The following is a 24,672-nucleotide window of genomic DNA, read 5'->3' as shown; positions in this document are numbered from 1 at the left end:
ATGTGCCAAGGAATTTTCCATGTTAGTTGTCAGTAACTACCCCCAAGTCCCGCTAGCGACCAGTAATATCGCGACGGACTCGGCTCGGGTCGACAACCAACTGAAACCTGTAGTCATCCCACCACAAGCGGCAACTAAAGGTCACGAAGAACGCGCCTTTAATCCACAGAATGAACGCACTGCGGATCAAGCTCAACAACAGGCGAAAACGCTCGAGCATAATCAGCAACAAGTTCAAGAAAAACAGCAGCAACAGCAATCCTCACAGCAACAGAACCAACAACAGCAAGAGAAAAAAGCGCCCCTTGTAGTGGCCGAGCGTGTTTTACCTAAAACGCTAAAAATTGCAGCAAGAGGCCAAGCGGCGCTGCAACGTAAGGATATACGCTTAAAGGTCAGTCAAGGTGCGACAAGTTATGCCACTAGTAGCGCTAAAGCGAATACCAGCAGTACGGCAAGGCAATCGCTTCAAGGCGAATCGAGTCAATTTTATCAACAACTTGGGCAGCGTATTGGTCAGTTTTATCAGCAGCAGACTCAGCCAGAGCAAGAATCTATTATGTCGACGTGGATTTAACCTATTCCAATCGTATGAATCCGTTTGCGCACAAAATTAGCATGAGTGATAAACAAAAATGCCGCTAAAAATAGCGGCATTTTCCATTCTGTTTAACGCTTATTTAGGCAAACGATACAGCTCTTGCTGGTAGGCCAAACTGCCCCACAATGCCCAACTTAAGGCTTTCTTCTCTAGCGCGGCAGCAGCGGGTGGATGAGGTGTTAACTGCTCGTTTTTTTCATTATATTCGAAACCCTGTGCCTCTTTCTCTGGTTGCAGAATGACCACATCTTTACCTTCCATCAGCGCAAAGTTTTTATCGTATTGCATCAGAGCACGCCCTGGCCAATCATCGCTGACTTGGGTCAAATCTCGGCCCAGCATAGGGTAAGAGTCAGATATTCCAATTAAGGATAACAAAGTCGGCGGCAAGTCAATTTGACTCACGATACGATGATCGCGTTTTGGCGCAACATTATCCCCAAGAATTAATCCCGGAATACGGAAACGCGATACTGGCACCAGATCCGCACCACCCACTCGACTGTCATGGTCGGCAACCACGATAAAAATCGTATCTTTCCAATAGTCCGCGTTTTTCGCCAATTTGAAAAACTCACCAACCGCATAATCAGCATATTTCGCCGCATTGTTGCGAGTTTGCTTAGGTTGTTCATAAAGTTCGATACGATCATCTGGGAATTCAAATGGATCATGGTTGCTCGAACTAAAAACTAAACTAAAGAAAGGCTTACCTTCGCTATGCAGACGCTCAAACTCACTGTTGGCCTTGCGCATTAAATCTTCGTCTGACGCGCCCCACGAGCCCACGAAGGCCGGAGATTTGTAATCTTTCTGATCTATGATGTCACTAAAGCCGTTGCCCAAGAAGAAGCTACGCATATTGTCGAAATGGCTCTCACCACCATAAATAAACTGCGTTGTATAACCATGATTTTTAAGTAATTCAGCAATACTGAAAAAGCCAACTTGGCTCTTACCTAGCTTCACCACAGCACGAGCTGGCGTTGGCGTAAAGCCTGTTGTCACGGCTTCGATTCCGCGCACAGATCGTGTACCAGTAGCGTACAAGTTATCGAAATACCAACCTTCTTTAGACAAGGCATCGATATTCGGTGTCAGGGGTAACCCACCTAAACTGCCGACAAAACGGGCGCCTAAGCTCTCTTGCAGTAGGATCACTAAGTTCTTTGGCTTACCAGTATAACTGGCTTGGTTAAAGCTCAGTGATGGGATATCCGTTGAAGTAAAGGCACTTTCAGGGCGACCACTTTCCTGCCGAATCGTTGCAATAATCTCCGTGTTATCTAGCTTGCCATACACTTTAGAAGCGTCTTCTTCACTATCCATCTGCTTAATGGCAAACACCAAGGAATAAGCAGAGTTAATCACTAAAGAGTTCACTAATGGATCGTCAGCAAAGGCCACCAGAGCGGGGTTAAGCGGACGATGACCCAAGGTTGAACGGGCACCTAATATCGTAATTGCGATAACAATTAACGCTAATACTGGACGCCAATACCAGCGCGGAAAGCGCAGGTTTCTCGTCAGTTTACCGCTGAGAACCCAACCGCCCCAGAGTGTACCTATGGTTAATAATATTGAGAAAATAAGCTCAAGCTTACGACCCGCCCACAGCATAGAAAGCACTTCTTTCGGGTAGATCAGATATTCCACATACAAACGATTCGGACGAAAACCGTATTCTTCAATAAAGGCGGGGGTCGATGCTTCTAAAAACAGCATGATCCACAGACCGACAGTTAACCACACCCGCAAAATCGGCTGCCACAGACGGCCAATAAAATGATCACCTGAAAATAATGCAGTCCCTAAGGCGGCAATACCCCATAACCAACACAGAGTTGCGATATCGACGCGTAAACCTTGGATTAAGAGATGCGACCAACCATCAACAGCGGCCACGCGATCGGCTTGCCACAACCCTAAAGCGATACGGCTCGCGGTGACAATGAAAAGCACTAATAGCGAGAAAATAAAGATAGCGCGAAAAGGCCCATGGGCATTGTTTCGCCCGCGAGGTGATAAACCAGATTGCATGTGTTACCCCAAAACGTATAAAAAGAGCCACTCTGCTTTGGAGTGTCAATTTGAAAAAATCGGTGAATAAGCTGTGCTATGACAACCGATTTTGCTTAACGTTGCATTAAATGCCGACTTTATATTCCCTAAGACGACATTTATGCAACAATTTTGTGAGTAACAGGTTAAAAAGTCGACTCGGACATGACGTATGTCCGAGTATTTACATTACAACGTCTACTTTTTCAGCTTAGCGAAGGCATCGGCAAAGGCATTGCCCATGGCCGCGTTTGCTGGCGCTTTAGGTGCTTGCTTTTGCGCAGGACGCGCAGCCGGTTTCGCTGACTGCGGTGTTTTACCATGATTAGTTCTGGCAGGATTGTGCGGTCTTTGCTGCGGCTTGCTTTGGTCGATAGCTTCATCCAAACGCATGCTCAAACCGATGCGGCGGCGCTCAACGTCAACTTCCATTACTTTGACTTTCACCACATCTCCCGCTTTCACCACAGTGTGCGGGTCGCTGATGAACTTGTCGGTTAGAGAAGAAATATGCACGAGCCCATCTTGATGTACGCCAATATCGACGAAGGCACCAAAATTAGTCACGTTGGTCACTACGCCTTCGAGTACCATTTCGGGTTTCAGATGTTTAAGTTCTTCAACACCATCTTTAAACTTAGCGGTTTTGAACTCACCGCGGGGATCGCGTCCTGGTTTATCCAGTTCGGCTAAAATATCCGTCACCGTCGGCAAACCAAATTCCGCCGTAATAAACTCTTCTGCCTTGATGCTGCGCAGCAAATCAGAGTTACCCATCAGGCTCGCCAACTCTACTTGCTTAGTCTTAGCGATAGTTTCCACTAGCGAATAAGCCTCTGGATGCACAGACGAGGCATCGAGTGGATTGTCCCCTTCTCGAATACGCAAAAAGCCCGCTGCTTGCTCGTAGGCTTTAGGCCCTAAACGCGGTACTTTCAGCAGCTCTTTACGATTCTTAAACTGACCATTGGCATCGCGATAATCGACCACGTTTTTCGCTAACGTCTTATTTAAACCTGCCACTTGTGACAATAACGGCACTGAGGCCATGTTGAGATCCACACCCACGCCGTTTACACAGTCTTCCACCACGGCTTCCAGCGAACCCGATAATTGGCTTTGACTCACGTCGTGTTGGTATTGACCGACACCGATAGACTTAGGCTCAATCTTCACCAATTCGGCTAATGGATCTTGCAAGCGGCGGGCGATAGACACAGCGCCACGAATCGACACATCAAGATCAGGAAACTCCAACGCCGCCAATTCCGATGCAGAATACACAGACGCGCCCGCCTCACTGACCATCACTTTGGTCAAATGTGGATGGGTATCTTTCACTTCGGCAATCAGCTCAGCGGCCAGCTTGTCAGTTTCCCTTGATGCAGTGCCGTTACCAATCGCAATCAGCTCAACCTTATGCATTTTGACTAAGTTAGCCAAAGTACGGATCGACTTTTCCCACAGATTTTGCGGTGCATGTGGGAAAATAGTCGCATGGCACAACAACTTACCTGTGTTATCGACCACTGCTACTTTAACACCGGTACGTAAACCAGGATCGAGTCCCATGGTGGCTTTCGCGCCCGCAGGAGCGGCCATCAATAAATCACCTAGATTACGGGCGAAAACTTTAATCGCTTCGGCTTCAGCGCGTTCGCGCATTTGCGAAATAAACTCGGTTTCCATCTGCAGGGCAATCTTAATACGCCATGTCGCCGTCACCACAGTTTTCAACCATTGATCAACGCTGCTATCGCCTAATTTCAGCCCTAAATGATCACAGATAATCACTTCGCAGTAACTACCTTGGCCCGCTTCAGCGGCTGGGTCGGCATTCATAGATAAGGTTAAGAAACCTTCATTACGCCCACGCAGCATAGCCAGCGCACGGTGTGATGGGATCTTAGCTAACTGCTCTGTATGCTCAAAATAATCGCGGAACTTCGCGCCGTCTTTCTCTTTGCCTGCAATTAAACGGCTTTCTAACACACTGTTTTGGCTTAAATGCTCACGCACTTTACGCAGTAATTCAGCGTCTTCGGCATAGCGCTCCATCAGGATATAACGCGCGCCCTCGAGCACAGCTTTAACATCAGCAAAACCCGCTTCGCTATTGATATAGCCTGCCGCTGTAGTCTCGACATCTACGCTACGATCAGCCAGTAATACATCGGCTAATGGCTCAAGCCCAGCTTCGATAGCGATTTGGCCCTTAGTACGACGCTTAGGTTTGAAGGGCAGGTATAAATCTTCGAGACGTGTCTTACTGTCTGCCTCGTCAATCGCCCATTGTAATTCTGGCGTTAACTTACCCTGAGCTTGGATGCTAGACAGGATCACTTGGCGTCTGTCGTTCAGCTCACGCAGGTAACCTAAACGCGTGTACAAGGTACGCAGTTGTGTATCGTCTAAACCGCCCGTGGCTTCTTTACGGTAGCGGGCAACGAAGGGAACTGTCGCACCATCGTCGAGCAGAGTGATGGTTGCGGCAACTTGTTGCTCACGAACATTCAGTTCTTGAGCGATAATCAGAGCGATGTTATGTGCATTAGTTTGCATAAATAAAGTGTCGTGCCTAACTGTAAAGTAAGTCGTTATTGCGCCAAAGATACCACAGGCGCCCCGTATGTTTCATGCTAAAGCCTAGGTCAAATCAGAGAGTTTGATCTTTCCCGCAATCCCGTGACTACCGCCGCTATTTTAACAGCGGCAACTCTGTGGTTAATTCGCCTCGCTGGCGAAAGTAGTTTCAAAAGGGGTATAACGGATCTGATTGATATACCACTCTTTTGGACCCGATGGCGTTTGCACTAGCACCTCATCATCCACTTGCTTGCCGATTAAGGCACGCGCCATGGGCGAGTCGATGGTGATATAGCCTAATTTTGTATCGAGCTCATCTTTACCGACGATCCGATAACGCACTCGATCACCGGCTTCATTTTCAAGCTCAAACCAAGCGCCAAAGAATATTTTGCCTTCCTGCTGCGGCGAATAATCGACGATTTTTAATTCTTCAAGCCGCTTAACTAAGTATCTGACTCGGCCATCAATTTGTCTTAACAAACGCTTGTTGTAGGTGTAATCCGCGTTTTCACTACGGTCGCCCTGCGCCGCCGCTTCTTGGACTTTAAGGGTGATTTGCGGCCGATATTCTTTCCACAAATACTTCAATTCTTTATCTAAAGTTTGCCAACCCTGACGGGTGATCAAATGCGCTTTCATACTCTTTACTCAATCGTTGGATTAAACGACCACAATTGATGCGGGATAATATATTGGACTGATGATACTCAGACTGGACGCTAAAGTTAACTCACTAAATCATCTCTGTGCATAATGGCTTTTAAATCACCTCTTTTGCTGATGCCAATTTAGTTACAATTTCAGCTATAGCGTGAATAAACGCGAGTATTCCCATGCAATTTCATTTGCTTAGTATTAACATTGGGCAATCAATGTCAGCATTTATCGCATTCAAGTTACTAAGGTGAGCTAGTCGCCTTGGTTGAATGCGGCTATATTAGGCAGATTCGTTTTCAATTTCAGCCAGTTGGTTAATCTTAACTGTTTCTCGTCAGTAGAATAAGCACCAATCTGAGCAATTAAAGGACATCCCATGGGACAAGAAACCTCGAAAATCCTCGTCGTCGATGATGATATGCGCCTGCGAGCGTTACTCGAGCGTTACCTGATGGAGCAAGGTTATCAGGTGCGCAGCGCGGCCAATGCCGAGCAGATGGACCGCCTATTAGAACGTGAAAACTTCCATTTACTCGTGCTCGACTTGATGTTGCCCGGTGAAGATGGCCTGTCTATCTGTCGTAGGCTGCGCCAGCAAGGTAACCCCATTCCGATCGTGATGCTGACGGCCAAGGGCGATGAAGTCGACCGCATTATTGGTTTAGAGTTGGGCGCTGACGATTATCTGCCAAAACCTTTCAATCCACGGGAATTACTTGCGCGGATCAAAGCCGTGATGCGTCGCCAAACCCAAGATGTGCCCGGTGCGCCCGCTCAGCAGGAAGCACAGATTAGCTTCGGTGAGTTCTCGCTGGATTTAGCGACCCGTGAGATGTACCACGGCGACGAATCGATTGCGCTCACTAGCGGTGAGTTTGCCGTACTTAAAGTGCTCGTCACCCATCCACGCGAACCCTTGTCTCGGGATAAGTTGATGAACCTCGCCCGTGGCCGCGATTATTCGGCGCTAGAACGCTCCATCGACGTGCAAGTGTCACGTCTGCGCCGCTTAATCGAGAAAGATCCCGCGAATCCTCGCTACATTCAAACGGTGTGGGGATTAGGTTATGTGTTTGTGCCCGATGGCGCCGCGCGTCGATGAGCCGCGTTGCCATCTTAATCTACTGCGGTTATTGAGCCCACGATGAAACCTAAGTTTTGGTGGCGGTTTGTTCCTCGCAGCGCATTTAGTCAAACCGTGATGCTGATTGGTTGCCTATTACTGATCAATCAGCTGGTATCTTACGTCACGGTCGCCGTCTATGTACTTAAGCCAAGTTACCAACAAATCAATCAGTTAATCGCTCGCCAAGTCAAATTGCTGTTTGTCGATGGCATAGATATTGGCCGCGAACACTTAACCATAGTCGATGCCCTTAATGCCAAAGTCCACGACGATGGCATGAAAATCTACAATCAACAGCAAGCCCATGAAGCGGGGATTGAGCAAGCCACTTACTATGGTTTCTGGTCATCGCAGATGTCGGAATATCTTGGTGGCGATGCCGAAGTCCGCGTCACCCATGGCAGCGTATTACAGATTTGGATCCGTCCGCCACAGGCGCCCTCAATTTGGATAAAAGTGCCACTTATCGGCCAAAATGTTTCAGATCTTTCGCCACTCACCCTTTATTTAATGGTGATTGGCGCACTCAGTGTCGCTGGGGGATGGTGGTTTGCTCGCCAGCAAAACCGCCCACTTAGGCGACTACAAAAAGCTGCGATTTCAGTCTCCCGCGGTGAATTTCCCGATCCCTTGCCGCTAAAAGGTTCGAGTGAAATTGTCGAAGTTACCAATGCTTTCAACCAGATGGCACACAGCATGAAGCAACTGGAGCAGGATAGAGCGCTATTGATGGCGGGGATCTCCCACGACTTGCGCACACCGCTCACCCGTATTCGCCTCGCCTCTGAGATGATGGTTGAGGAAGATCAATATCTTAAAGATGGCATAGTCAATGATATCGAAGATATGGACGCCATCATCAGCCAATTTATTGCGTATATTCGCCAAGATCAGGAAACTAGCCGTGAGCTAGGCCAAATCAATAAACTTATTCAAGATGTCGCTCAAGCAGAGGCCAATCGCGCCGGCGAAATTGAAGTGGTGTTAACTGACTGCCCAGAAGCACAATTTCAAGCGATTGCCATTAAACGGGTACTGAGTAATTTAGTCGAAAATGCCTTTCGCTATGGTTCTGGCTGGATCCGCATTAGCTCACAGTTCGATGGCAAGCGTATCGGTTTTAGTGTTGAAGATAATGGACCAGGGATCGATGAGTCGCAAATTACCAAACTATTTCAACCTTTTACCCAAGGTGATATCGCCCGTGGTAGTGTTGGTTCGGGCCTAGGCCTCGCCATTATCAAACGGATTATCGACAGACACCAAGGGCAAATTACCCTCTCCAACCGCGCCGAAGGCGGTTTAAAAGCCCAAGTGTGGCTGCCGCTGGAATAACGCGAGATCACATATTTACAAATCAAATGACAACGCTGACATCCAAGTGAGCACTTGTCATATTAATGTCACCTTAAATTCATAAACTCAGCACAGTTACTGGCTCTGACCATTATGAAGATTGCAAAATGAAAATTTCAACGCTGTCGCTTTCTGCTTCTGCCCTGTTGTTATTGCTCGCGGGATTGCTAGCAGCCGTAGTGCTGTGGAGCAGTGATCAGCGGCAACAAATTGAGCAGCAAACACTTACATTACAAGCTATTCAGCAGGATTTTCTCGTCGGTGTACGCCGCGATCTCGATGGCTATTTAGCCAGTGGCAACGCTAGCCAACTTGAACAAGCGAAAACCAAACTCAGCGCCATTAAAAACCAGCTCACGCAGCTTAACCTCGCAGCCATGGGCGCTACCGACAATGACTTGCAAGCCAGCCTAAGTAGCTTCATTCAAGATTTAGATACCAAGTACCGCGCCGCGGGTAAACTCGCTGGCAACCCTAGGCAACTGCTCGCCCACGCCGAATCTGAAATGCTCGACTATAACCGTCGTCTGGGCAGTTATGCCGATAAAGGCTTAGCCACAAATGCAGTGGTCGCCGAACAATATCTGCAATTGAGCCGCGATTTACCTTCTATCGTCTACCAACTTTCCCAGCTGACCGATGGCTATCTGATCGGTAAAAATCAGCAGCTCAAGGGTATTTTAGACAGCACCAGCAAAGAGCTAAATACGTGGCACGACTCCCTCAGCGCACTGCCGTTAATCGGCGTATATGAACAGCAAGAAGCCGATGAATTTGCACTCGGTGCCAGCGAACCGGAACAAATTGAAATAGGCGAGAGTGACCGCAGTGAACTGCTGAGTCTCGCCAATCGATATAACAAAGAAGTCGCCAATACCCACCAATTACAGCAAACCAACCAAGAGATGCAAGATCAACTCATTCAAGCAATTAGCAATGTGGAACAACAGCTTATTGGCTTAGGTGAGGCTCAGGCAGCAAAGAACCAGCAGCTGAAATATGAGTTACAGCTAATCCTCTACACTATGGTTTCCATCATGGCCTTGTTTGCGATTGGTTATTTAATCCTGCAGCAAAATCGCGTCGTCAAACCGCTAAAACGTCTCAACCAAGCTTTTATGAAATTAAGCGAATCGAACAGCCGCGAGCGTTTAGATATTAATCGTCGCTGCGAGACGGGCCAAATCGCAGGTCATTTCAACCAGTTACTGCACAGGTTTGAACAGGAAGACGAGGCACAGCGCCAGCAAATCACTAAGGTTTCTCAATCATTAAGCCAACTGGTGGCGCGCATTACTCAGCTATCACAACACACAGAGCACACCCAAACGATTGTGGCCGATACGCAAACACAGACCGAGCATATCCGCAGCCTCGCCAATGAGGTGAGCCACACTTCGGCACTTGTGGAAGACAGCGCAGCCGAAACCATGCGCCAAATGCAGTCGAGTCAAGCACAAGCAGAGGCAGTATTGAGCGCAACCGAGCAAACACAAACCGCGGTCGGTCTGTGCCATTCGTCCCTTGAAAGCCTAAATAACTCAGTGACGGATGTATCGAAAATCATTGATGTGATTGGCAATATTGCCGAACAAACTAACTTACTCGCCCTTAATGCTGCCATCGAAGCTGCGCGGGCTGGCGAGCAAGGTCGCGGCTTTGCCGTGGTGGCCGATGAAGTACGTAATTTAAGCCAACGCACCCAAGTGTCTTTGAATGAGATCGTGAAAATTCTGCAACAACTGACCCAATCAAATCATGCCCTCAGTGAGAGTGTCGATGGCATAGCACAGGCCACCAGCAGCCAGAAACTGCGTGCTCAGAGTCTGTGGCAAGTGGCGCAAACGGTGCAAAACCAAGCAAGTGAAATGGCTAATACCGCCAAACAAGGCTCGCTCAATGCCAAAGAGCAAGTCGATTATCTCGATGAATTTGTTCGCACTATGGATAGTTTAAAAGAACAAGCGCAAACCAGTTCACTGCAGAGTGAGGTCATCGCCCAAGAAGTACAGCAGAGTGTAGAAGATATTGAAACCAGCTTGGGGATTGGGCAAAGCCAAATAAACCGTGCGGCCTAAAACCGCACGTTTATTCACTTAATTTCTCTATTTGTGTTTAATCGTCGATTCGACAATTGTGGATATTAGAGCCATCGAACTGACATTCGACATCAACCCATTTGCCTTCAAATGGCGTTAATGAAGCATCAGTCGCTTGATAGCCCCACAAGGTCTTTTGCATCACTAAACCCGACAAATCAAGCTCATTGCTTCGCACTTCAAGGTCAACTTCTTTCACTAACCACTGGTTGTCTGCGAGTTCAACTCCTTCTATTTGAATCCATTTTTGGTCAAGTGTCGCTAAAGTTAAACCGTCATCGAATTGAGTTCTGGCATCAATATCAAATGTAAATCCATTAATTTGTAGCTGATTATTGGTAGTCAGTGTCGCCAGACCTTCTAGCTCGAACTTTTTACCTAAGGTTGGAGGTATTCCACCATTATCATGTGATGTTTCAAATTCAACTTCTCTGGCCCATAAACCCTGCGGCATAGATTGAATATCTACATCGACTAGCTTGCCTTCAACCAAGTTAGCTTGCTTGCCATCTTCAAATTGAGTATTTGTAGTGACATAGAGTCGAGTACGGGCATTAAGCTCAAACTGCGTTTTATCTTGGTTGACCCAAGTAATAGTCCCTTCTAGCTCCATATCATTAAAAGACGCCGTATCTTCCACCTCGACTTCAGAGGCCAAAAATGAAGCACCACTTTGCTGGCCTTCCACTTCAACCCATGCGCCTTCCTGTAAGCTGCCTTCTAAACGTGCGGTGGCATAATTAATCACTGCCGAACCGATATTGAATTGTTGCGCAGCCTTGTTTAATCCAGAGACACGTCCCTCGATTTCAGCAAACGCAAAATTGGGGATAAGGTTTATAGAATTAACCTGCCATTCTCCCATTACCGTTGGATAACCATTTACCGCCACCCAATCGCCTACTTTATACTGAGTCGCGTCCGCTGGTTTAACGACTAAATTAATCCCATTAACGGCAATAGTATTTTGATTAACGGAACTGATTTCACCCACTAGGCTTGGATCTAATATGACATTTTTAGCCTGTTGGCCTTCATTATCAATTTTGACCCTCATCCCCATTTGAATGGCATTTACCTCTAACGGCTGTTGACCATAGTGAATCTTAGCATTAGCAATATTGACATTATATCCGTTGACCGTAATCGAATTATTGTCAGAAGCAATATTTGTTACTGTGCCGTTAATTTTTGCGGGTAACGTAGGTTGTGGAACGATAGGATCGGGTTTAGAGGTATCTGTTGATGAATCATTACCACCGCAACCTGCCAGCAAAATGGCCGTAATACAGACTAAGAGTTTATTCATTTTCTTCCCTATTATGTCTTGTTAAATCAGTGCTGGGCATCTTAGTATGAAGATCGTCAAGCAAATGTGAAGAAATGAATTAACCGATGAAAGTATTAATTGTTGATGATAATCATGATGTTATTGAGACAATCATGGATTATTTAACCCTAGAGGGTATTATTGCCGACTGTGCATATCACGGGGAAAGTGCAATCAATTTAATTCAACAAAACCATTACGATGTCATCATAATGGATATTATGATGCCTAAATTAGACGGTATTAATACGGTCAAAAAACTGCGTGAAGAAATTTATTGTAATACACCGATTATATTTTTAACCGCCAAAGATAGTCTGCAGGATAAAATTGATTCTTTTACATCAGGTGGGGATGATTTTTTAAATAAACCTTTCGCGATGGAAGAATTATGCTTACGACTACATTCACTGCATAATCGTGGCCCACGTTTAGATGTGGGTATTTTGCGCTTCAGTGATATCAGTTTAAATTTGCAAACCCATCAAGTTACCCGTGCTGGTAAAGAAATTAAGCTCAGTAAAATTCAGCGCACCATTCTTTCACTGTTACTAAAACATGCGCCCGCTATCGTGAGTAAAGAGCAATTGGTAGATACAGTATGGGGAGATGATGCACCTTCGAGTGATTCACTTCGCAGCCACATATACAGCTTACGCAGTGCACTCGATAAAGGTTTTTCAGACTCAAAATTAGAGACTATCCATGGCCAAGGTTACCGACTTATCCCCTGAGCATTTTCCGAGTTTATATAAAAAAATCCGCCTCACTTTTTTAGTATTAACTAGCTTGATGTTTGCCATTTTTTGGAGCCTCATTTATATCGCCGAAGAACAAATTGAGAAGATTAGCCTCGAGCAAACGCTGGCCACAGAGACTCGCGAATATCTAAAGAATTATCAAAGGTTTGGTGATAAAGCACAGCTCCCCGATATCAATGAATTGAAAACATATTGGAGCAAAGAGTTTGTACCAGCTTGGCTGCAACCTTATCAAAATACCGGATTTTACGAACATCAACTGGGTGACGAAGATAAACACTTTTTGATATCCGCTCATCCTTCTGGGCAAGGGCTGTTGTATGTGGTTTATAAGGATGACGCGGACGATTTCCTTGATAGCTATGAAGATAGAATGCACATTTTGATCTCTATTATGGGGATCGGTTTGCTCCTGTTTATCATGGCATATGGATTGTATTTTGTACGTCTGCTATCCAGTCCACTTGCTGAGATTGAAAATAAAATCAATCAACTATCACCAAAAAGACCGACATCAACACCGAGTACTTCATACCGTGAAACCCGCCAGATTGAGCAAACCCTATTAAGCAACAAAGCTAAAATTGCCGCCTACTTCACTCGGGAACAAGAATTTAGCCGTTTTGCCTCCCATGAACTACGCACGCCCATTATGGTGATCCAAGGTTCGGTCGAATTGCTCAAAAAAATCCCCAATGCGACAACCGAGGCTCAACAGTTAATGGTCAAAAAAGCCATTACACGTATTGATTACGCAGGGCATCAAATGAAAACGCTCACCGAGGCCTTTTTACTTCTCGGAAAAGAAGACATTGAATCCCAGCACTACAGCCAAATTGATTTAGCACCACGCCTTGAACACATTTTAGCTGAAATGGCGCAGCACTTTGCCAAGCAAGAAATCACCTACAGCTTAACGCTTAAAGATTGCTTGAGCATCAAGGCGCCACTGAGCTTTATTGACATAGTGATAGGTAATTTAATTAAAAATGCTTTCAATTACAGTGCCGGAAACATTGAAATTACGATGCAAAGCAACCAATTATGGATACTGAATCCACTAAGCACTCAAAGTACTGATACTTCAGGCTATGGCTGCGGATTAATTATTATTGAAAGTATTTGCGAGCGAATGGGCTGGGCATTTTCAACCCAAAACGATGGTGCTAGCTATCAGGCTTATGTTCAGTTTATAGATAATACCCATTAACTGAAGTTAGCTTGAATAAATAACCTCGTTTTAGCAAATTCTGAGTTGCAAACCCAATCTTCACAACCGCTTCACGCTTGTCTTGGCACTATGCTCGCAACACTGTAATAGCCATTGAGGCTGAGTTACATAAAACCATAGAAAGGACAAACAGATGAATAAAATGACTCTTACCGTTTTCGCAATGGCACTTTCATTCACGACTATGGCCAGCCAAGCAGGCTTTCAACCTACAACGGGTGAACCTCAAATACAGGGTGGCTTCCAAGGGCCGAGCGCAAGACAAGTGATTCATGATGTGGTGAGCGCGCTCAATGCCAGTGATGACGCCCAAATTGAGTTAACGGGCCATATCATTTCTTCCATTGGACATGATGATTATATTTTCCGTGACGCTACGGGTGATATTAAGGTCGAAATTGATGATGATTTATGGCGCGGCAACACAGTAACACCTGAGACTCAGGTCATTATTCGTGGTGAAGTGGATAAAGATTGGTCTGAAGTGACCATAGATGCAGACAACATTCAAATCATACAATAAATTGATTTTGTTAAAGCCAGCCAATGAATGGCTGGCTTTGGTCACATCCAAACTTCATGTCTTAAATACGCTTAGATAGCAGCCAAAACAACTTCAGCTTTACTGGCTTCAAAAGCCTTTGGCTCTTCTACATTCAGTAGAGTCACTACACCATTATCGATGATCATGGCATAACGTTGTGAACGCACGCCACCAAAACCGGCAGTATCCATCTCTAAACCTAAGGCTTTAGTAAAGCTGGCATCGCCATCGGCTAACATCATTAATTCAGAGGCATTTTGTGCTTCGCCCCACGCTTTCATCACAAAGGCATCGTTCACAGCAACACAGGCAATCAAATCCACGCCTTTCGCTTTAAATTGATCGGCTAATACCACATAGCCAGGTAAATGCGCTTCAGAACACGTTGGAGTAAAAGCACCTGGCACTGCAAACAATACGACTTTTTTACCCGCGAACAATTCGGTAACTTGGTGATTCACCATGCCATCTTTAGTCAGTTGACCTAATGTGGCAGCAGGTAATGTTTGACCTTGAGCAATCATGTCTTTCTCCATTTAGTTAAAATAACTCATCCATACTAGCCCTATTTACCGCAGATAAACACCGAGAGAAATAAGGGCGATTAGGCTCGAGTTCGATTCAACCGCAGCCCCGCACACAAACTAAGACATAACAAACCTAATACTGAGAAGGCGCCGCCACTTTCCTCAACAACGATAATGTCGGGCTCTCTGTCTCGATCGCTACTCTCCAATGGCAGCGCATACAAACTATCGGTCTCATCGGCGCTAATGGTCGCAACAATATCGCTGTAACCCACTTCATACACATCAATCAACACATCATAGTGATCCGTCGCATAACCCGTGTAGAGCGTGGTCAACACTTCGTAATCGTCCTGTGTCGAATCGCCGTAAATGGTAAATACGTCTGTGGTGTAGTAATGCACCCAAGGGCCACCATCACGACTGAGATAAAGCTCGGCAAATAAATCAGCTCTTTCATTAAGATATGCACCATTGACATCAACGTCGAAGGTCACGCTAAACGTTTGATAAAAACCATCGTAGTCAAAGTCTTCAAACAAACGACTGCTGGCATCAAAAATCGAAAAGCTGTGATACACAGGTGCGCGGTAGGGATCTTCACTGGTCGCGCTCGAACTCGGAATCCCTTGGCTCGCATGTTTCGCAGTTACTTGCTCACGCGTCATAGGCGAGGCGCCCATAAGTTGCACTCGGTTTGTCGTCGGCGCTTTGGATGATAAGGCTGCTGGCGCCAAGGATTTCACGGCCGCAGCGGCGACTTCAGTGACATTTTTTGCGGGCGCGGCTTGTTGTAACAAAGCTAAAGCTTGTTGTTCCTGCTCAGCAGCTTGCTCGCTATTTTCTGCTTTTTTGGCAATACCAACGCTGGCTGCAGTAAATGGCGTTAAGCTTTGCGATGACTCCAGTTCGCGGGGCTGAGCGCTAGCGACAGATGACGCTAAAAACAGCGCAGCAATAGCCGTTGCCATAAACAGCTTAATATTAACTTTGGCTGCCATATCTTGCTTATTGAGTATGTTCATCTTGAATATCCTATGGATAACCCGTTCAAATTGGAGCTATTAAAGTGCAATGAAGGTGAACATAAGCTGAACATCAACGCCCACTGTTCTCAGCCAGAAGATACGTTCAGCCCGAGTTCATCTGGAATGGGTAACACTCACAAAACTTAAACGATACAAGCGCGAGCATAGAGATAGACTCGCCAACAGAACTTCAGTTCTGTCACGAATAACAAAATAACTGCCAGAGTTAATTTTGAAGGAATTGTGCCAACCAATTGGCTGATCTCTATGTGTTTGTTAAGGTGATGAGGTATTCTTAGTCGACTCGATAAGTTATCCATCTCACTCATTAACTTAAGATCGCTGAACATTGCGGGTACCCGATATGAAACTTGGTTTGACCTTGGCCCTAATCACTTGCTTATCAGCCTCCTTTGGTTGCATAGCAAGTAATGATAGACATGATGATCGCAATCAGCCTCGTAACCAAGGTGCGAAGAATGAGCAGCGCCGTCTAGCGGTCAATAGCCCTGATCAAGCGGTGGCAATGGCGCAACGACAATTTCAAGGCAAAGTATTGAGCGTACAATCCAGCGGATCGGGATATCGTATTAAAATCCTCAATAATGATGGCCAAGTATTTTCTGTTTCAGTAGATGCCGCAACGGGCCGAGTCTCGAGGAACTAACGATGCGATTGTTACTAGTTGAAGATGATATAGAACTACAGACTAACTTAAAGCAACATCTCCTCGATGCCCATTACAGTATCGATGTGGCGAGTGATGGTGAAGAAGGCTTATTTCAAGCGCTCGAATACAACTATGATGCAGCAATTATCGATGTAGGTTTACCTAAACTCGATGGTATCGCCTTGATCCGTAGCGTGCGTGAACAAAAACGCGACTTTCCTATCCTGATTTTAACCGCAAGGGACAGTTGGCAAGATAAGGTTGAAGGACTCGATGCCGGTGCCGACGACTATCTGACGAAACCTTTCCATCCCCAAGAACTCATCGCACGACTAAAAGCCCTGATCCGTCGCTCCGCCGGTAAGGCCAGCCCCCTGATCTACAACGGCCCCTTTAGCCTTAACACCAGCAGTCTAGAAGTACATAAAGGCGAAGAACTGGTTAATCTCAGTGGTTCTGAATACAAGTTATTCGAATTTTTTATGTTGCATCAAGGCGAAGTCAAATCAAAAACTGTACTCACAGAGCATATTTACGATCAGGATTTTGATTTAGATTCTAACGTTATCGAAGTCTTTATCCGCCGGTTACGCAAAAAACTCGACCCAGATAATCAATACAACTTAATTGAAACTCTGCGCGGCCAAGGTTATCGCCTAAAAGCGTTAACGTCCGGGCAAGCAGCCGATGAGTAAACGCGCCATGGCGTGGCAAGTGTTGAACTCCCTAAAAGCACGCTTAGTTGCCAGCGCGCTATTATTTATCTTAGTGTTATTACCCTTGATCGGCGTTGCCTTAAACGATGCCTTTACTGAACAAGTTAAAAGCGCAACCAAGAATGAACTCAGTGCCTATGTCTATTCGATACTCGCGGTGACTGAAGTCGAGAATAAACAAATCTCTATCCCAGAATTAGTACTCGAAAATCGTTTTAACCTCATTCAATCAGGGCTGTATGCCATTGCGACCACTGAAGATGCCAGCGGCAAAAAAACGATCGTGTGGCATTCGCAATCTTTTATGGGGATTACGCCACCGCCACATTTTACCATCCCAGCCACGGGTCAAAGCGCATTTGAGCAAATTGAGCTCGCCGATCAACTCCATTTGATTTATAGCTTTAGTGTCAGTTTTGCCAGCCAAAATCAAAACGTGCCAGTGACAATCCACATCATTAAAGATGAGCGAGAATTTCAGCAGCAAATTGATCAGTTTAATCAACAGCTTTGGACTTGGCTGCTGATCTTAATGTTAGTCATGTTAGTGTTTCAATTGAGTTGGTTACTGTGGACGTTGCGGCCTTTAGCACGCTTTACCCAAGAGCTACATTCCGTCGAGCAAGGTAAGTCGATGCAGCTAAGTAGCCAGTACCCCACTGAATTACAAGCGGTTGCTCGGCAGCTTAATATTTTGCTCAATACCGAACAAACCCAACGAAAACGCTATCGTAATGCCTTGGCCGACCTAGCCCATAGCCTCAAAACACCACTGGCGGTGATCAAGAGTCAGGCCGACTTAAGCGAATCCTCCAGTGAGCAAGTATCAGTGATCAGCAGGATCATTGGCCACCAGCTAAAACGCGCCCAAACCGCAGCGGCGGCCTCGTGGCATTTAGGTATTCGTGTCGATGAAGTCGCCGCTAAGTTATTACGCACATTAGCTAAAATTTATCGAGAGCCACAAATCAATCTCAGCGGCGAGATGGTAGAACACGCAGTATTCAAGGGGGATGAAGCAGATCTGACTGAAATTCTAGGCAATTTACTCGACAACGCCTGTAAAGCCGCGAAGTCTACGGTGACATTAACGGTCACAGGCGATGCCTATCAACTGCTAATCTGTATCGAAGATGATGGCCCAGGGATCAGTGAAGCCCTGCAAAATCAAATCTTTGAACGTGGTATTCGCGCAGACTCCTACCTTCAAGGTAATGGTATTGGGCTTGCTATCGTGCGCGATTTAGTCGACAGCTATAACGGCAGAATTTCTATCTCTCGCTCAGAAACCTTAGGTGGTGCCAAATTTAGCATCAGCTTTGCACACTCAGTTTAAGTCTTTATTTTCAATGTGATAGATTTATTACTTCTCTTAAAACTTGGCTATAAATATTTAACCGCAAAACACTTTCAGCTTATGTTCATATTCACACGCCTAATATGCCCATAACATCCTCGAACAGGATTATTGGAGCAAACCATGAACAGACTACATCGATGGAATTGGCTAGTGTTAACGGCGGCATTAGTGGCCTTGCCTTTCACTACCACAGCACAGGCTGCAGGCATATCTGCGAGCCAAGGATCGAGCACAGCGGCAAGCCAAGCCGAACTCGAACAAATGCTGGCGCCTATTGCCCTGTATCCCGATAGCTTATTGACCCACATACTTATTGCCTCAACTTATCCACTCGAAATAGTGCAGGCACAGCGTTGGTTAACCCAGCGCCCCAAATCATCGATCGACCAAATTATGTCGCAAGCCGAAGATCAGGACTGGGACCCGAGCGTCAAAGCCTTGCTGGCCTTCCCGACGCTGCTGCAAAAAATGAGTGAAGATCTCGAATGGACTCAAAGACTCGGTGAAGCCTTCTTAGAAGATGAAGGCCAAGTGATGAACAGCATTCAGTCCCTAAGACAACAGGCTGATAAAGCGAATAGCTTAGCAGACATGGATAACATGGCAATTACACGCGCCAACAATCAGATCATCATAGAACCCGCTAAGCGAGAAATCGTCTACGTCCCCTATTACGATCCACGCGTGGTTTACGGCACATGGCGTTGGGGTGTGGCTTATCCTCCTGTATATTGGGAATTTGGCGGCTATGCTGGCTATCCCTATCGTCCGAGTCATAACCATTTCTACTGGTCACCGGGCATCCATATTTCCTTTAACTACTTCTTCAGTTCGTTCCACTGGCACAACCATAAAGTGGTGGTGATCGACTATCGCCATTCACACCGATATCGCCCACGGGAAAGATACAGTGTTAGCCATGGCGCACAACCTTGGAAACATAAACCCGAACATAGACGCGGTGTGAGTTATCACAATCCAGTGGTGAAACAACGCTATTACCATGATGATAAATATCGCGGCAGAGATTCACACTCAAGCGGCAGTAAACAGCACTTCAATAGCCAATATTCGAAGTCTAAAGAACGCCAAGATACCCATAGTAATCTGGGTAATATGAGTAATCAGGGCAATAAAAGTCGTGATAATAAAGACTATCACAACGTCAGCCGTGAACGTGATAACCGCACGCCGAGTTATCAGAAAACACAAGCCGAGTTAAAGGAGCGTCGCGCAGCGACTATGGTACAAACACCAACCCACAAGGAGCGTAATGACATGCAATCAAGACCCGTGCAGTCAAAACCAATGTCATCAAAGGAGCCTCAGCAAAGGCAATACCAAACTCGGGAGTCACAGCCGCGTAATATCGATCAACAAAGGGCACAGTCACAAAGGCAAGAAAAACCAAGAACTATGACCCCAAGAGTTGAAACGCCACGACCTGAAACAAGACGTACAGAGCCACAACGGATTGAACAACCAAGACAAGCGGCGCCTAGACAACACGAAGAAGTGAGAGTGAGACAAAGTGAGCCACGCCAAAATGCGCAAACCGCTCGCTCGGTAGAACATAACCAAGGTCGATCAACTCAAAGCCAAGAACGCCGTCATAGGGAATGATCCCGCTATGGCCGCAGTAAAACAAAGAGCGCAGTTATCTGCGCTCTTTGTTTTTTAAGTCACTTATTTTTAAATCGCTTAGAACTTCAAGGTCAAGGACTGACCTTCTCCCATTCCCTGCCACTCAACACTCAAATCCATAATCTCATTGAGAATATGATCAAAATCTGTTTGGTTAACAGTAGGAACGGCTAAGTCTCGACTGCTGCAGGCTTGCTCTAACAGATAAATAAAGCCGTCATAGGTTGGCGTTTCACCCGACCACAGTAGCGACTGCAGGGTCTCAACTATGGATTCGGTTTGCCACACCTCCGTTTTATCAGCGATGGCGCGGGAGGTTTCATTATGCTCTAAGGTAAAGCTGATATCGGCGCCAGCTCTGATCTGCGAGAAGAAAGCGCCTTGAATATGCAGGCGTTTTTCAACCACATAGTGGATCATATCGTGAGGTGCTATACCTTGTTCTGGCATTTGGGTTTGGGTCGCACTACCGTCCATGCGCACACAGCGCAACTGGCCATAACGCTGAGTACCTTTAGTGAAGATGACTTGCATAAAACCATCCTTAGTATTTTGATTAACGCATGCATAATGCGAACTCAAGTATAGTCCAACTCTGCGCCAGCATTAGAAAAACAACAACACTCTGCCGTTATAAATTACGCTGGATAAAGCGGAAACACTCTTCTGCCGCTAAGGGTTTACTAAAGTAAAACCCTTGCACTAAGTCGCACCCCATGCTCGACAATAATACCAATTGCGCCTCGTTTTCAACCCCTTCAGCGACCACAGTTAACCCCAATTCATGGGACATAGAAATAGTTGCAGCGCTAATGGCTGCATCGTTTGAGTCGGTCTCAATATCCTTCACAAAGGATCGGTCGAGCTTTAACCTGTCTAAGGGCAAGAGTTTCAAATAGGATAAAGAGGAATATCCTGTACCAAAATCATCGATAGCGAGCTCGATACCATGTTGGCGCAATTCCGCTAATAGGCGCGCATTCTGCCCAGGATATTGCATCGCCACACTCTCGGTAATCTCCAGCTCCAGTGCGCCTTTGCCCAACTTATGCTTCACCAGCACATTGGTAATATCGGCGACTATCGTATCCTTACGGAGTTGATGCGCTGACAGATTCACTGCCATTCGCAACTCAGTGGCACCCGCAGCGCGCCAGACAGCAAGCTGCGCCATCGCCGTTTCTAACACCCATTGGTCAATTGGGATGATCATGTCGATCTCTTCGGCAATGGGAATAAAGCGGTCAGGCGCTATCATGCCAAATTCGGGATGCTGCCAGCGCACAAGCGCTTCGACACTGACCACTTGCCCAGTGCGGATATCAATTTGTGGCTGATAATGCAGTCGTAATTCATCGTTAGCGAGCACTTGCCTCAGGCCCGTTTCAATTTGCTGGCGCTCGGTGATCAAGGTATTCATCGCCGCAGTAAAGAATTGATAGTTATTACGCCCCGCCGATTTGGCGCGGTACATGGCCATATCGGCGTTTTTCATCAGGGCTTCAACACTGTCACCATCGGTCGGGAACAAACTGATGCCGATACTCGGCGATGAATGTAATGCTTGATTATTAATGATATAGGTTTGACTCAAACCACTGCGCAGCGCCTCGGCTAGACTGGCCACCTCATCATGGTTCGTATCAGATAAGGCAACCACAAACTCATCGCCACCCAGACGCGCCACAGTGTCAGTATCACCAACGATGTTTTTCAAACGGCGAGCCACTTCTAACAACAGTTGATCGCCCACATGATGGCCCAAGGTGTCGTTGATATTTTTAAAGTGGTCCATGTCGATAAACATCACCGCAATTTGGCTGTCGGATACCAGCGCCTCCCTAAATACCACTTCGAGGCGCGACTGCAAGCTGAGTCGATTAGGCAGTAGCGTCAAAGAATCATGGTGGGCGAGGAAATGAATCCGTTCCTCACTGACTTTACGCTCGCTGATATCGGTAAAGCTGCCGATGTAATGGCTCACGGCACCTGCGTCATCGCGCACCACAGACATCATCAACCATTTAGGGAAATCGTAACCATGCTTATGCCTGTCCCAAACTTCACCTTGCCAGAAACCTGTTTGTTCTAGAGCAGCACGCACTTGAGGATCGATACCTTTGTCGGTACGCTCGGCCTCTAAAAAGCGGCAGTTTTTACCAATGATTTCTTCTCGGGAATAACCAGTTATCTGAGAAAACGCACTATTCACATCCACAATAATGTCGTTGGCATCCATGATAGTGATGCCTTCACCACTCTGCTGGAACACCTGCGCCAATAGATTTACCCGCGCAACGGTGCGCTCCTGCTCGGTAATATCTTCAACGATAAAGAGAATAAGCTGCTCACCATCGGCGCCTGTGACTAACGCACCGTTGAGGCGCACCGCCACTAACTGGCCATTCTTATGAACATAATGCTTCTGATAGGGGCCATAACGACGGGTTTGCTTTAGGCGTTCTAATTGCTCAGTTTCACTTAATTGATAACGCTTTGGCGTGAGATCCCAAGGGTCGAGCTGATTTAACTCAGCGAGAGAGTAACCCGTCATGGCTTCGAATGCGGGGTTAATCGCCACAAACTGACCATCATCTAAACGTTTAAGCACATGCCCTACAGGCGCCTTATCAAACAAATTACGATATCTTTGCTCGCTTTGTACCAAGGTGGCCTGAAAAGCCTGACGGCGGGCAATTTCCTTCGATAAGGCCATGGTTTTTTCAGTCACTTTCTCGGCAATACGTTGGCGCTCGCCGGAGGAAACCAGTGTCATACCGCCCACAACAGCACAGGTGATAAAGGCGAGGAGCAACATAAGTAACGATAAGCTAAAAGTATCGCCCATCAGCACTGCATAGGATTGATAAATCACTATGTGCCAATGCCGATCTGCAAGCAGCAGGTTTGCTTGAAAATACTGCCCGGTTTTATCGCTAAATAGCTTGCTGCTAAATGCGGGAAATGACTTCTGGGTATTGCTGTAAAGCAATGCACCGCCCGCACTCATGTCGGAGAGTTTCCACTGCAATCCCTTTACGCTCTCAACATCATTAATAATGCTTTGCAAATCAATCACAGCTGAACAAAATCCTGAGATTTTACCCAGCCGATCGAACGAGGGCGCTAGAAGTAAGGTGCCACCTGGGCCATTGGGATCCTGTGCTAATTGGATCTTAGCCGTCATCACAGGCGCTAAGGTCGCGCGCACTTTAGCAATGGCAGCGGCTCGTATTGGTTCACTATTGAGATCTAATCCCAATGCCGCTTCATTACCTATGAGTGGCTGAATATACATCACTGGCACTAACCAGCCATCGGCATTAGCTTGCCAACCTTGAGGCCGGGTGACTTTGTAGGGAGCGCCAATAGCTGAGCGGGTCGATGCCTCAAAACTGGGTAGATCGGCGGCCGCCACTAACGGCGACCAAGACCAAGCTCTAAAGCCATCTTGCTGCAGCATGTTACGTTTGCCAAACTGCACAAACTCATCCTCAGAAACCTGATCGCTATTATCGAATAAGCTCGCTAAGGCGATGATTTGCTGCAGATTAGCCTCTTGAAAACTTTCAATATTGCTAATCACTGCATTGGATTGGATCTGAAACTTATCCTGCAACTGTTGGCGCTGGTTCATATCCGAGTAGTAATAAATCCCCACGCAGAATAAAAAGCCCACCAGCAGGGGAACACCCGTCTGAATGCGGCGAGCACGCCAGATAGCTCGCTTATCAAATAACAACATAGTCAAAGGGATAAAGATCACAGCGCCGAGCAAATCCCCCGTCCACCAATTTATTAAACTTCCCAGTAAATCAGATGGTGGAATCGTACCGTTGATCACTAAGGCACTGTTGCCAAAAACGGTCGCCACAATACAAGTTAAGGCTAAGCTCAAGCAGGATTTAATAACGGTATTAGGATTATCTAAGGTGAATAAATGATCGACTCGCCCAAGAACATGGGCAGAAAGCACCGCCTGTATGCAAGACCCAATCGAGATAGCAAAGGGTAACCAGCCCCAATGGATATGCCCGCCAATATTGATGTTGATCAGCAGGGAACCAATAAACACGCCAACCCAAGGGACATACTCTTTCCACAGGATACAGGCAGCAATGGCAATCCCTGCGGCAGGCCAAATGGCAGCTGAATATCCTGGTGGCAACGCAATCATCAAGCCTAATTTACCTACAATGATGTAAGCTAAAGCGATGAAAATGTTTACCTTAAGGTATGGGGTAATTGACTTTATGTGTAATCCTTTAAACTGCCATAGTTACAATATTCAGAATCATAATGCCCTACTCGTTAACGCAATCTCAAGTAGATATCTGGGCAGTGATAAAATCACAGTCTAATAATCGTTTTA

The 24,672-nt window shown here is 46.4% G+C and carries 19 protein-coding genes; 11 read left to right on the top strand and 8 right to left on the bottom strand.

Annotation, left to right across the window (positions count from 1 at the left end):
• Nucleotides 1-19 precede the first annotated feature (19 nt).
• Nucleotides 20-577 (top strand): hypothetical protein, encoded by a 558-nt coding sequence (locus L5M49_RS15155; protein ID WP_263208706.1) that lies wholly within the window; start codon nt 20-22, stop codon nt 575-577.
• 99 nt (nt 578-676) lie between these two features.
• Here L5M49_RS15155 and L5M49_RS15150 read toward each other — a convergent pair whose 3' ends face one another.
• From L5M49_RS15150 to greB, 3 genes are all read right to left on the bottom strand, one after another.
• Nucleotides 677-2,641 carry an LTA synthase family protein gene (locus L5M49_RS15150; RefSeq protein ID WP_263208705.1) on the bottom strand — a complete coding sequence of 655 codons (1,965 nt, stop codon included), beginning with the start codon at nt 2,639-2,641 and terminating at the stop codon, nt 677-679.
• A 219-nt stretch (nt 2,642-2,860) separates the two neighbouring features.
• Nucleotides 2,861-5,224 carry a Tex family protein gene (locus L5M49_RS15145; RefSeq protein WP_263208704.1) on the bottom strand — a complete coding sequence of 788 codons (2,364 nt, stop codon included), beginning with the start codon at nt 5,222-5,224 and terminating at the stop codon, nt 2,861-2,863.
• A gap of 162 nt (nt 5,225-5,386) precedes the next feature.
• Nucleotides 5,387-5,890, bottom strand: a complete 504-nt coding sequence (gene greB / locus L5M49_RS15140; protein ID WP_263266362.1) for a transcription elongation factor GreB — start codon at nt 5,888-5,890, stop codon at nt 5,387-5,389.
• Nucleotides 5,891-6,284: 394 nt separating this feature from the next.
• Between greB and ompR the strand changes: the two genes are divergently transcribed.
• From ompR to L5M49_RS15125, 3 genes are all read left to right on the top strand, one after another.
• Nucleotides 6,285-7,010 carry a two-component system response regulator OmpR gene (gene ompR / locus L5M49_RS15135; RefSeq protein ID WP_006079507.1) on the top strand — a complete coding sequence of 242 codons (726 nt, stop codon included), beginning with the start codon at nt 6,285-6,287 and terminating at the stop codon, nt 7,008-7,010.
• 42 nt (nt 7,011-7,052) lie between these two features.
• Nucleotides 7,053-8,369 (top strand): two-component system sensor histidine kinase EnvZ, encoded by a 1,317-nt coding sequence (gene envZ, locus L5M49_RS15130; RefSeq protein WP_131525521.1) that lies wholly within the window; start codon nt 7,053-7,055, stop codon nt 8,367-8,369.
• A 128-nt stretch (nt 8,370-8,497) separates the two neighbouring features.
• The gene (locus L5M49_RS15125; RefSeq protein ID WP_263209015.1) at nt 8,498-10,468 is read left to right on the top strand and encodes a methyl-accepting chemotaxis protein; all 1,971 of its coding nucleotides are present in this window, start codon (nt 8,498-8,500) and stop codon (nt 10,466-10,468) included.
• 37 nt (nt 10,469-10,505) lie between these two features.
• Here the strand turns inward: L5M49_RS15125 and L5M49_RS15120 are convergent, their stop codons facing one another.
• On the bottom strand, nt 10,506-11,798 hold the full coding sequence (locus L5M49_RS15120; RefSeq protein WP_263209017.1) for a DUF5666 domain-containing protein: 1,293 nt from the start codon (nt 11,796-11,798) through the stop codon (nt 10,506-10,508).
• A gap of 86 nt (nt 11,799-11,884) precedes the next feature.
• On the opposite strand from L5M49_RS15120, the gene L5M49_RS15115 reads away from it, so the two are divergent.
• The 3 genes from L5M49_RS15115 (at nt 11,885) to L5M49_RS15105 (ending at nt 14,334) form a co-directional block, all read left to right on the top strand.
• Nucleotides 11,885-12,553 (top strand): response regulator transcription factor, encoded by a 669-nt coding sequence (locus L5M49_RS15115; protein WP_131525518.1) that lies wholly within the window; start codon nt 11,885-11,887, stop codon nt 12,551-12,553.
• A complete protein-coding gene (locus tag L5M49_RS15110) occupies nt 12,525-13,790 on the top strand; it encodes a sensor histidine kinase (protein ID WP_263266361.1) in 1,266 nt (421 codons plus the stop codon). Before L5M49_RS15115 ends, L5M49_RS15110 begins: the two co-directional genes overlap by 29 nt.
• A gap of 154 nt (nt 13,791-13,944) precedes the next feature.
• Nucleotides 13,945-14,334: a YgiW/YdeI family stress tolerance OB fold protein gene (locus tag L5M49_RS15105; RefSeq protein ID WP_263209021.1), complete on the top strand. Its 390-nt coding sequence runs from the start codon at nt 13,945-13,947 to the stop codon at nt 14,332-14,334.
• A gap of 71 nt (nt 14,335-14,405) precedes the next feature.
• Here the strand turns inward: L5M49_RS15105 and L5M49_RS15100 are convergent, their stop codons facing one another.
• Nucleotides 14,406-14,879, bottom strand: coding sequence for a peroxiredoxin (locus L5M49_RS15100; protein WP_113940228.1), 474 nt, complete (start codon nt 14,877-14,879; stop codon nt 14,406-14,408).
• A gap of 80 nt (nt 14,880-14,959) precedes the next feature.
• The gene (locus tag L5M49_RS15095; protein WP_263212407.1) at nt 14,960-15,907 is read right to left on the bottom strand and encodes a choice-of-anchor H family protein; all 948 of its coding nucleotides are present in this window, start codon (nt 15,905-15,907) and stop codon (nt 14,960-14,962) included.
• A 367-nt stretch (nt 15,908-16,274) separates the two neighbouring features.
• Between L5M49_RS15095 and L5M49_RS15090 the strand changes: the two genes are divergently transcribed.
• From L5M49_RS15090 to L5M49_RS15075, 4 genes are all read left to right on the top strand, one after another.
• Nucleotides 16,275-16,577, top strand: coding sequence for a PepSY domain-containing protein (locus L5M49_RS15090; protein WP_263209026.1), 303 nt, complete (start codon nt 16,275-16,277; stop codon nt 16,575-16,577).
• 2 nt (nt 16,578-16,579) lie between these two features.
• Complete coding sequence (locus L5M49_RS15085) at nt 16,580-17,275, top strand: response regulator transcription factor (RefSeq protein WP_263209028.1); 696 nt, start codon at nt 16,580-16,582, stop codon at nt 17,273-17,275.
• Nucleotides 17,268-18,632, top strand: a complete 1,365-nt coding sequence (locus L5M49_RS15080; RefSeq protein WP_263209030.1) for an ATP-binding protein — start codon at nt 17,268-17,270, stop codon at nt 18,630-18,632. The genes L5M49_RS15085 and L5M49_RS15080 overlap by 8 nt, the downstream gene beginning before the upstream one ends.
• Before the next feature lie 144 nt (nt 18,633-18,776).
• Nucleotides 18,777-20,279: a DUF3300 domain-containing protein gene (locus L5M49_RS15075; RefSeq protein WP_263209032.1), complete on the top strand. Its 1,503-nt coding sequence runs from the start codon at nt 18,777-18,779 to the stop codon at nt 20,277-20,279.
• A 78-nt stretch (nt 20,280-20,357) separates the two neighbouring features.
• Here the strand turns inward: L5M49_RS15075 and L5M49_RS15070 are convergent, their stop codons facing one another.
• Nucleotides 20,358-20,834, bottom strand: a complete 477-nt coding sequence (locus tag L5M49_RS15070; protein WP_113940220.1) for a cytoplasmic protein — start codon at nt 20,832-20,834, stop codon at nt 20,358-20,360.
• Nucleotides 20,835-20,931: 97 nt separating this feature from the next.
• Entirely contained in the window at nt 20,932-24,555 is a 3,624-nt protein-coding gene (locus L5M49_RS15065) for an EAL domain-containing protein (protein WP_263266370.1), read from the bottom strand.
• Nucleotides 24,556-24,672 lie beyond the last annotated feature (117 nt).

It is taken from the genome of Shewanella sp. SM74 (assembly GCF_025653725.1).
GTDB lineage: Bacteria > Pseudomonadota > Gammaproteobacteria > Enterobacterales > Shewanellaceae > Shewanella > Shewanella oncorhynchi.
The sequence above is the reverse complement of the archived record's forward strand: the minus strand, read 5'-3'. Positions and strand labels throughout refer to the sequence as shown.

Excerpts from the sequence above, each read along its gene's own strand:
- L5M49_RS15080 (WP_263209030.1), top strand. The coding sequence starts at position 17,268 with ATGAGTAAACGCGCCATGGCGTGGCAAGTGTTGAACTCCCTAAAAGCA.
- L5M49_RS15095 (WP_263212407.1), bottom strand. The coding sequence starts at position 15,907 with ATGAACATACTCAATAAGCAAGATATGGCAGCCAAAGTTAATATTAAG.
- envZ (WP_131525521.1), top strand. The coding sequence starts at position 7,053 with ATGAAACCTAAGTTTTGGTGGCGGTTTGTTCCTCGCAGCGCATTTAGT.
- greB (WP_263266362.1), bottom strand. The coding sequence starts at position 5,890 with ATGAAAGCGCATTTGATCACCCGTCAGGGTTGGCAAACTTTAGATAAA.
- L5M49_RS15150 (WP_263208705.1), bottom strand. The coding sequence starts at position 2,641 with ATGCAATCTGGTTTATCACCTCGCGGGCGAAACAATGCCCATGGGCCT.
- ompR (WP_006079507.1), top strand. The coding sequence starts at position 6,285 with ATGGGACAAGAAACCTCGAAAATCCTCGTCGTCGATGATGATATGCGC.
- L5M49_RS15110 (WP_263266361.1), top strand. The coding sequence starts at position 12,525 with ATGGCCAAGGTTACCGACTTATCCCCTGAGCATTTTCCGAGTTTATAT.
- L5M49_RS15145 (WP_263208704.1), bottom strand. The coding sequence starts at position 5,224 with ATGCAAACTAATGCACATAACATCGCTCTGATTATCGCTCAAGAACTG.
- L5M49_RS15100 (WP_113940228.1), bottom strand. The coding sequence starts at position 14,879 with ATGATTGCTCAAGGTCAAACATTACCTGCTGCCACATTAGGTCAACTG.
- L5M49_RS15105 (WP_263209021.1), top strand. The coding sequence starts at position 13,945 with ATGAATAAAATGACTCTTACCGTTTTCGCAATGGCACTTTCATTCACG.
- L5M49_RS15115 (WP_131525518.1), top strand. The coding sequence starts at position 11,885 with ATGAAAGTATTAATTGTTGATGATAATCATGATGTTATTGAGACAATC.
- L5M49_RS15075 (WP_263209032.1), top strand. The coding sequence starts at position 18,777 with ATGAACAGACTACATCGATGGAATTGGCTAGTGTTAACGGCGGCATTA.
- L5M49_RS15090 (WP_263209026.1), top strand. The coding sequence starts at position 16,275 with ATGAAACTTGGTTTGACCTTGGCCCTAATCACTTGCTTATCAGCCTCC.
- L5M49_RS15085 (WP_263209028.1), top strand. The coding sequence starts at position 16,580 with ATGCGATTGTTACTAGTTGAAGATGATATAGAACTACAGACTAACTTA.
- L5M49_RS15155 (WP_263208706.1), top strand. The coding sequence starts at position 20 with ATGTTAGTTGTCAGTAACTACCCCCAAGTCCCGCTAGCGACCAGTAAT.
- L5M49_RS15120 (WP_263209017.1), bottom strand. The coding sequence starts at position 11,798 with ATGAATAAACTCTTAGTCTGTATTACGGCCATTTTGCTGGCAGGTTGC.
- L5M49_RS15070 (WP_113940220.1), bottom strand. The coding sequence starts at position 20,834 with ATGCAAGTCATCTTCACTAAAGGTACTCAGCGTTATGGCCAGTTGCGC.
- L5M49_RS15125 (WP_263209015.1), top strand. The coding sequence starts at position 8,498 with ATGAAAATTTCAACGCTGTCGCTTTCTGCTTCTGCCCTGTTGTTATTG.